This is a genomic window from Streptomyces sp. NPDC034670, from assembly GCF_055574875.1.
Genome location: NZ_JBVITR010000085.1, coordinates 7,843 through 16,387 on the forward strand (window position 1 = coordinate 7,843; position 8,545 = coordinate 16,387).

Annotated in this window: 6 protein-coding genes; 5 read left to right on the forward strand and 1 reads right to left on the reverse strand. The window is 74.4% G+C overall.

All coding sequences use genetic code 11. The features are described from left to right. Positions 1-185 precede the first annotated feature (185 nt). The 4 genes from ACZ56B_RS31415 (at position 186) to ACZ56B_RS31430 (ending at position 4,970) form a co-directional block, all read left to right on the forward strand. Positions 186-1,097 (forward strand): NAD-dependent protein deacetylase, encoded by a 912-nt coding sequence (locus ACZ56B_RS31415; protein WP_468798025.1) that lies wholly within the window; start codon positions 186-188, stop codon positions 1,095-1,097. Between the two features lie 261 nt (positions 1,098-1,358). Then, complete coding sequence (locus ACZ56B_RS31420) at positions 1,359-2,636, forward strand: GAF domain-containing protein (RefSeq protein WP_468798028.1); 1,278 nt, start codon at positions 1,359-1,361, stop codon at positions 2,634-2,636. Positions 2,637-2,733: 97 nt separating this feature from the next. Next, positions 2,734-4,257 (forward strand): acetaldehyde dehydrogenase ExaC, encoded by a 1,524-nt coding sequence (gene exaC / locus ACZ56B_RS31425; RefSeq protein WP_468798031.1) that lies wholly within the window; start codon positions 2,734-2,736, stop codon positions 4,255-4,257. 167 nt (positions 4,258-4,424) lie between these two features. Beyond that, entirely contained in the window at positions 4,425-4,970 is a 546-nt protein-coding gene (locus ACZ56B_RS31430) for a hypothetical protein (protein WP_468798034.1), read from the forward strand. Between the two features lie 42 nt (positions 4,971-5,012). Here the strand turns inward: ACZ56B_RS31430 and ACZ56B_RS31435 are convergent, their stop codons facing one another. Further along, positions 5,013-7,331: an FdhF/YdeP family oxidoreductase gene (locus ACZ56B_RS31435; RefSeq protein ID WP_468798037.1), complete on the reverse strand. Its 2,319-nt coding sequence runs from the start codon at positions 7,329-7,331 to the stop codon at positions 5,013-5,015. A gap of 528 nt (positions 7,332-7,859) precedes the next feature. Between ACZ56B_RS31435 and ACZ56B_RS31440 the strand changes: the two genes are divergently transcribed. Then, positions 7,860-8,378, forward strand: coding sequence for an SRPBCC family protein (locus ACZ56B_RS31440; RefSeq protein WP_468798040.1), 519 nt, complete (start codon positions 7,860-7,862; stop codon positions 8,376-8,378). The last annotated feature ends 167 nt before the right edge of the window (positions 8,379-8,545 follow it).

The following is an 8,545-nucleotide window of genomic DNA, read 5'->3' on the forward strand; positions in this document are numbered from 1 at the left end:
TCCCCCCCACCACCCCCCCCCCCCCCCCCCCCCCCTCCCTTCCCCCCCCCCCCCCCCCCCCCCCCCCCCCCCCCCCCCCCCCCCCCCCCCCCCCCCCCCCCCCGGCCGGGCGACGACTCCCGGGGCTCCCTGGCCCCGCTCCCGCTCCCCACGCCCCGGGGAGCCCCGTTCCGTACCCTGGCGGCATGCGCACGCGCCCCACCTTGAACTGGGTTCCCCCGAAGGACCTGCCGCCGGGCACCACGGACCTGGAGCCGGTCGCCCGCGCGCTGGGCACCGGCGGTGTGCTGGTGCTCAGCGGGGCGGGCATCTCCACCGAGTCGGGCATCCCCGACTACCGGGGCGAGGGCGGGAGCCTGAGCCGGCACACCCCGATGACCTACCAGGACTTCACCGCCAGCGCCCGGGCCCGGCGCCGCTACTGGGCGCGCAGCCACCTCGGCTGGCGCACCTTCGGCCGCGCCCGCCCCAACGCCGGACACCGGGCCGTGGCCGCGTTCGCGCGGCACGGCCTGCTCTCGGGCGTGATCACCCAGAACGTCGACGGCCTGCACCAGGCCGCCGGCAGCGAGGACGTCGTGGAGCTCCACGGGAGCCTGGACCGGGTCGTCTGCCTCTCCTGCGGCGCCCTCGGCCCGCGCCGTGAACTCGCCCGGCGGCTGGAGGAGGCCAATGCGGGTTTCGCGCCGGTGGCCGCCGGAATCAACCCGGACGGCGACGCCGACCTCACCGACGAACAGGTCGGGGACTTCCGCGTGGTGCCCTGCGCGGTCTGCGGCGGCATCCTCAAGCCGGACGTGGTGTTCTTCGGCGAGACCGTCCCGCCGGAGCGGGTCGAGCACTGCCGCGCGCTGGTCCGCGAGGCGTCCTCGCTGCTGGTCCTGGGCTCCTCGCTGACGGTCATGTCCGGGCTCCGGTTCGTCCGCCAGGCGGCCCGGGACGGGAAGCCGGTCCTGATCGTCAACCGGGACCCGACCCGGGGCGACCGGCACGCCGTCACCCGGGTCGCGCTCCCGCTGGGAACGGCCCTCACCGCCGTGGCCGGCCGGCTGGGCATCCCCCTCGACGGCCGGACGGGGGCCCGGGTGAGGCCGTGACGGCGGCGGGCCGCGCGGCTCCGGTGCCGGCGGCCGTCCCTCGCGGACCGAGGCGGGTGACCGCCTCCCGGCAGGGCGCCTCGCCCTGGCCTCTCCCCTGCCGTTCCCGGCCCGGGGCGCGTCGTACGGCCCGCAGCCGTGGCCGCCGCCACGGACGGGCCGTACGACGCGCCCCGGCACCGTCCCCGTGCCGGAACGGTTGTCGCCGCGCGCGCCCCGGGCGACGATGTCCTCCGGTGCATCGCCCTGCGGGAGGCCGCGTTGACCGATCCCTGGGTGGCCCTGGAGCCGGGGACCGACCCCGCCGAGCGCGTACGCGTGCTGCACCGGGCGCACGAGGCCTTCACCGAGGCCGGCACGGTGCCGCGCCCGGTGCGCGGTGTGGTCGCCGACTCGTGGCGGCGCTCGGCACGCGCCGGGGTCCATCCGGACGGCACCGCCGACGTCGAACTGACGGACGGCGCCCTCGGGGCCTGCCGCGCCGAGCACCCGCTGGCTCGGGTGATGCCGCTGTTCCGGGAGCTGATGGGCACGTTCGCCTCCGACGGCCGGCACCTGCTGGCGGTGTGCGACGCGCACGGCAGGCTGCTGTGGGTCGAGGGGCACCCCTCGGTGCTGCGGCGGGCGGGGCGGATGAACTTCGTGCCGGGCGCGCGGTGGGCGGAGAGCGCGGTCGGGACGAACGCGCCGGGCACGGCGGTCGCCGTGGGCCGTCCGGTCCAGGTGTTCGCGGCCGAGCACTTCGCGCGGCGCGTGCAGCCGTGGACGTGCGCGGCGGCCCCCGTGCACGACCCCCGCACCGGGCGGCTGCTCGGTGCCGTGGACATCACCGGCGGGGACAACCTCGCCCACCCGCACAGTCTGGGGTTCGTGCAGGCCGTGGCCCGCGCGGCGGAGTCCCAGCTGGCGCTGCTCGCCCCGGGACGCCCGGACGCCGGCGGGCCCGGACTGGCGGCGCTGGGCCGCGACCGGGCCGTCCTGACGGCAGGGGGCCGCAGGATCCGGCTCAGCCGCCGGCACAGCGAGATCCTCGTCCTCCTGGCCCGGCACCCCGACGGCCTGACCGGTGACGAACTGCTGTGCGCCCTGCACGAGGACGAGTCGGTGACGCCGGTGACGGTGCGCGCGGAACTCGCCCGGCTGCGTCAGGTGATCGGCCCGGGGCTGCTCGCGTCGCGCCCCTACCGGCTCACGGCGCCACCGGAGTCGGACGTCGCCGTCGTCGAACGCCGGCTGGCGGCCGGCGCGGTCACCACGGCCCTGGCCGCCTACGCGGGCCCCCTGCTGCCCGCCTCCCGGGCACCGGCGGTCGTACGGCTCAGGCGCCGCCTCGCCGACGGCCTGCGGGCGGCACTGATCGCCGGCTCGGATCCCGACCTGCTGGCCGACTGGGCCCACGCGCCGTGGGGCGAGGAGGACCTGGAGGTGTGGCGGGCCCTGGCCGCGGCCCGGCCGACGGCGTCGAACCGGGCCCGGCTGGCCGCGCTCGAATCGGAGCTGGCGGCCCCGGACGGCCGGTCCCGCTCCGCGGGCCGGTAGCGCCGCCGCCCGCAACGTGGGTGCAACGTCCGCGTCCCTACGCTCCGGCGCGAAGCCGCCCGACGGCGGGCGGCACCGCTGAAGGAGGCAGTTCCGCATGACCCGTTACGCGGCGCCCGGGAGCGAGGGCGCGATCGTCTCCTACCAGCCCCGCTACGACCACTTCATCGGCGGGGAGTACGTGCCGCCGGTCAAGGGGCGGTACTTCGAGAACCCGAGCCCGGTGAACGGGCAGCCGTTCACCGAGGTGGCGCGCGGCACGGCGGAGGACGTCGAGGCGGCGCTCGACGCGGCCCACGCGGCCGCGCCCGGCTGGGGGCGCAGACCGGCGACCGAGCGGTCCGACGTCCTGCTGAAGATCGCCGACCGCATGGAGGCCCGTCTGGAGTCGCTCGCGGTCGCGGAGAGCTGGGAGAACGGCAAGCCCGTGCGGGAGACCCTGGCGGCCGACATCCCGCTGGCCGTCGACCACTTCCGCTACTTCGCCGGCGCGGTGCGCGCCCAGGAGGGGGCGCTCAGCGAGGTCGACGAGGACACGGTCGCCTACCACTTCCACGAGCCGCTGGGCGTCGTCGCCCAGATCATCCCGTGGAACTTCCCCCTCCTGATGGCGGCGTGGAAGCTCGCGCCCGCCCTCGCCGCGGGCAACGCGGTCGTCCTCAAGCCCGCCGAACAGACGCCGGTCTCCATCCACTACTGGCTGAGCCTCGTCTCCGACCTGCTGCCGCCGGGCGTGCTGAACATCGTCAACGGCTTCGGGCCGGAGGCCGGGAAGCCGCTCGCCTCCAGTCCGCGGGTGGCGAAGGTCGCCTTCACCGGCGAGACGGCCACGGGGCGGCTGATCATGCAGTACGCGGCCGAGAACCTGAAGCCGGTCACGCTGGAACTGGGCGGCAAGTCGCCGAACATCTTCTTCGACGACGTGTGGGAGAAGGACGACGAGCTGCGCGACAAGGCCCTCGAGGGGTTCACGATGTTCGCGCTGAACCAGGGCGAGGTGTGCACCTGCCCCTCGCGCGGGCTGATCCAGCGCGGCCACTACCCCGACTTCCTGGCCGCGGCCGTCGCCCGCACCGAGCTGATCAAGCCCGGGCACCCGCTCGACACCGACACGATGATCGGCGCGCAGGCCTCCGCCGATCAGCTGGCCAAGATCCTCTCCTACATCGACATCGGCCGGCGGGAGGGCGCCAAGGTCCTCACCGGCGGTGAACGCGCCGAGTACGACGACGATCTGAAGGGCGGCTACTACGTGCGGCCGACCATCTTCGAGGGCGACAACCGGATGCGTGTCTTCCAGGAGGAGATCTTCGGCCCCGTCGTCTCGGTGGCCTCGTTCGACGACTTCGACGACGCGATCGAGATCGCCAACGACACGTCGTACGGCCTCGGCGCGGGCGTGTGGACCCGCGACATCAACACGGCCTACCGCGCCGGCCGCGCCATCCAGGCGGGCCGCGTCTGGACGAACTGCTACCACGCCTACCCGGCGCACGCGGCGTTCGGCGGCTACAAGCAGTCCGGGATCGGCCGGGAGACGCACAAGATGATGCTGGACCACTACCAGCAGACGAAGAACCTCCTCGTGTCGTACTCGCCGAAGAAGCTCGGCTTCTTCTAGCCGCGGCAAAGGGGCGCCCGGCCCGGCCGAAGCCCGGCGGGCGCCCTTCCGGTGCGCCGGGGAACCACCGGCGGCCGGGGCTGCGGTCCGTGCGCGCGGCCGGACACCTATCATCCGGTTTGTGCCGCACCGGCATGTTGCGTGCCCTTCCCGCGGAGGCTGTAGCGATGCACGACCGTGCCCACCGTTTCCCCCGGCCGGCCGGCCCGCGGCAGGCGCCGGGCCGGCGCCCGGCGGAAGCGACGCTGTTCAGCGGCGTCTACGGGCTCGTCCTGGCCAGTGCGCTGGCGGCCGCGCTCGACTCCCCCGGCGAGGCGTCCGACCCCGGATCGGACGCGCTGTGGGTCCTGCTCACCGCCCTCGCCTCCGCGGCCGCCCACGGCTACGCCCACGTGGTCGCGCACCGGATGTCGGGGGACCGCGGCGGCGCCGGGAAGGGCGCCCGGATCGGGCTGCGCGCGATGCTCGCCGAGTGGCCGGTCGTCGCGGCGGCCGCTCCCACCGTCGTGCTGCTGCTGACCGCGGTGCCCTCCTGGTGGTCGGAGAGCGAGGCGGTGGAGGCCGCGCTGCTGCTCAACACCCTGCTGCTCGCCGGCTGGGGGGTGCGGACCGCGCGCGGCGCGGGCCGCGGGTGGGCGGCCTCGCTCCGGGCCGGAGCCGCCGACGCGCTGATCGGCCTGGTGATCATCGCGGCCAACGCCCTGATCAAGTGACGCCGCGGCGGCCGGCCTCCGGGCCACGGGGGGCGGTGCCGGTCACCTCCGGTCCGACGCCGGGACGGGCCGGGGGCGGGCGGGCTCCAGGCGGACGACGATGCCCTTGTAGGCGGGCTGGTTGCTGATCTCCGCCACGCTGTCGAGCGGCACCAGGACGTTGGTCTCGGGGTAGTACGCGGCGGCGCAGCCGCGCTTGGCCGGGTACGCGACGACCTGGAAGTCCCCGGCGCGCCGCTCGGTGCCGTCCGTCCACACGCTGACCAGGTCGACGCGGTCGCCCTCGCCGAGGTCCAGTCCGGTCAGGTCCGCCCGGTTGACGAGGACGACCCGGCGGCTGCCGTGGATGCCGCGGTAACGGTCGTCGGTCGTGTAGGGGACGGTGTTCCACTGGTCGTGCGAGCGCAGGGTCTGCAGCAGCAGGTGCCCCTCGGGGACCCGGGGCATGTCCCAGGCGTTGCAGGTGAACCGCGCCTTGCCGACCGGTGTCTGGAACACGCCCTCGTTGACCGTGTTGGGCAGCCTGATGCCGCCGGGGCGCACCACGCGCCGGTTGAAGTCGTGCAGTCCCGGGACGATGCGGGAGACACGGTCCCGGATCGTCCCGTAGTCGGCCTCGAAGGCGTCCCACGGGATGTTCCCCGTGCCGTCGAGCGTGCGGCGGGCGAGCCGGCACAGGATGGCGACCTCGCTGAGCAGGAGGGGGGAGGCCGGCTCCAGCCGTCCGCGCGAGGTGTGCACCTCGCTCATCGAGTTCTCCACAGTGACGAACTGCTCGCCGCCGGCCTGGAAGTCCCGTTCGGTGCGGCCCAGGGTCGGCAGGATCAGCGCGGTGCGACCGCACACGGTGTGCGACCGGTTGAGCTTGGTGGAGATGTGCGCGGTCAGGCGGCACGAGCGCAGGGCCTCCTCGGTGACCTCGCTGTCGGGGGCGGCCCGGACGAAGTTGCCGGCGAGGGACAGGAAGACCTTGATCCGGCCCTCGCGCATCGCCCTGATCGCGTTCACCGAGTCCAGTCCGTGGGCGCGCGGCGGGTCGAAGCCGAACTCCCGCCGCAGGGCGTCCAGGAAGGAGTCCGGCATCTGCTCCCAGATGCCCATCGTGCGGTCGCCCTGCACGTTGCTGTGCCCGCGCACGGGACAGGCCCCGGTGCCCGCCCTGCCGAGGTTTCCGCGCAGCATCAGGAAGTTCACGATCTCCCGGATGGTGGGGACGGCGTGCTTGTGCTGCGTCAGGCCCATGGCCCAGCAGACGATGACGCGCTCGCTGCGCAGCACGTCGTCGCAGACCTGCTCGATCTCTTCGCGGGTCAGACCGGTCGCCGTGAGGATGTCGTCCCACCCGACGGTGCGGGCGTGCCGCGAGAAGTCCTCGAACCCGTCGGTGTGCGTGCGGATGAAGTCGTGGTCCAGGACCTGACCGGGCCGGGCGTCCTCGGCCTCCAGCAGCAGCCGGTTCAGTCCCTGGAACAGCGCCAGGTCCCCGCCGCCGCGGATGTGCAGGAACCGGTCGGCGATCCGGGTGCCCTGTCCGATCACCCCGCGCACCTTCTGCGGGTTCTTGAACCGCAGCAGTCCCGCCTCGGGCAGCGGATTCACCGCGATGACGCGGGCGCCGTTCCGTTTGGCCCGCTCCAGCGCGGAGAGCTGCCGGGGGTGGTTCGACCCGGGATTCTGGCCCACCACGAAGATCAGGTCGGCGTGGTGGATGTCCTCCAGGCTGACCGTGCCCTTGCCGGTGCCCAGGGTCTCGTGCAGGGCGAAGCCGCTGGACTCGTGGCACATGTTGCTGCAGTCGGGCAGGTTGTTGGTGCCGAACGCCCGGGCGAAGAGCTGCAGCACGAAGGCGGCCTCGTTGCTGGCCCTGCCCGAGGTGTAGAAAACGGCCTCGTCGGGCGAGTCGAGGGAGGTCAGCTCCGCGGAGAGCAGCCCGAGGGCGTCGTGCCAGCTGATCGGCTCGTAGGTGTCGGAGCCGGGCCGCTTGACCATCGGCTCCGTGAGCCGTCCCTGGTCGTTGAGCCACATGTCGGACCGCCGGGCGAGGGCGGAGACCGGGTGCCTGCGGAAGAAGTCGGAGGTGATGCGCCGTGTGGTCGCCTCGTCGTTGATGTGCTTGGCGCCGTTCTCGCAGTACTCGTTGCGGTGCCGGTGCCCCGGGGAGGGGTCGGCCCAGGCGCAGCCGGGACAGTCGATGCCGCCCACCTGGTTCATCGTCAGCAGTGTCTCCCCGGTGCGCAGGGGGGAGGTCTGCTCGAGGGAGTACTCCAGCGCGTGCACCACCGCCGGTACTCCCGCCGCCCACTTCTTGGGCGGTGTCACGGTGAGCGGGTCCTCGGAACCATCACCGGGTCGCTTCGGCATCGGACTCCCTCTCGACCGGACGCTCCGGCTCTCTCGGTCTCGCGCCCCGCCTGGAGGGCGCCCCGTGTCTTCCGCGGCGGTCGCCGCTTCCCCGTCTCCCGGACGCGGCCCGGCCTCCGGGCCGCGTGCGACCCGTCGACCCGCTCGTGCCGCTCGGTGCGCGGTCGGGCTCTCCGGGGCGTGGCGCGAGACCGCTCGGGCACGGGGCGGTGGTCCGTGCGGACCCGACGGCCTAGGCGCGGCGGGCGCGGAGAGCGGTCCGGCCGGGCCGTCGGCTCGCGCCGGTCACCCAGGTGTCCGGTGATGCGCGATGTGCGGCCATCCTTCCCCGGAAGGCCCGAGGGCGCCATTCGGGGTGCCCCGCACGGGCCCGCCGTGCGGTGCGGGGACGCCCGGGCGGGCGCCGTGGGCGCGAGGGCGCGCCCGGCCCCGTGGTGGCGGACCGGCGGGTGGGCGGTGACACTGTGAGGGCAGCAGTGCCGATGACAGCGGCAGCGCCCGACGACAGGCGGGACCATGCGTGCAGCCATCAATTCCGTTGAAGAGTCGATCGAAGTCGCGGTTCCCGTGCACACCGCCTACAACCAGTGGACGCAGTTCAAGGTCTTCCCCCGCTTCATGTCCGTGGTGAAGGAGGTCGAACAGCTCCGGCCCAACCTCACGCGCTGGGTGATCGGGGCCGGCCCGGTGCGCCACGAGTTCACGGCGGAGATCGTGGAGCAGCGGCCCGACGCGCTCGTCGTCTGGCGCGGCCTCGACCGGCGGACCGGTCATCGGGGCGAGGTGGCGTTCCGGAGGCTGGCCCCGGACCGTACCGAGATCGTCCTGCGCGTGCGTTTCGAGCCGCACGGGGTCAAGGGCCGCGTCCTGGCCCGAGCCGGTGCGACGCCCCGGGTGGTCCGGGCGGAACTCGGCCGCTTCAAGGAGTTCATCGAAGGACTCGGGCAGGAGTGCGGCGCTTGGCGGGGCGTCATCCACAACGGACAGGTCCAGCCCCTGGAACCGGATCCGCCCAGGAGCCAGGTGGCCGGGTGGCCCGTCGGCTGAGTTCACCCACGGGCTCTCCGGCACTCCCGGCCCCGGCCGGTGGTCCGGCCGGGGCTCGGAGCCGGGACGGGAGTCCGGGTCAGTCCTTGATCTCGCAGAGGACGGCGCCGGCGGTGACGGAGGCGCCGATCTCGGCGGTCAGGCCCTTGACGGTGCCCGCCCGGTGG

What these genes read in the sequence shown, in the direction of transcription:
- ACZ56B_RS31415 (WP_468798025.1), top strand. Translation starts at nt 186, where the DNA reads ATGCGCACGCGCCCCACCTTGAACTGGGTTCCCCCGAAGGACCTGCCG.
- exaC (WP_468798031.1), top strand. Translation starts at nt 2,734, where the DNA reads ATGACCCGTTACGCGGCGCCCGGGAGCGAGGGCGCGATCGTCTCCTAC.
- ACZ56B_RS31430 (WP_468798034.1), top strand. Translation starts at nt 4,425, where the DNA reads ATGCACGACCGTGCCCACCGTTTCCCCCGGCCGGCCGGCCCGCGGCAG.
- ACZ56B_RS31435 (WP_468798037.1), bottom strand. Translation starts at nt 7,331, where the DNA reads ATGCCGAAGCGACCCGGTGATGGTTCCGAGGACCCGCTCACCGTGACA.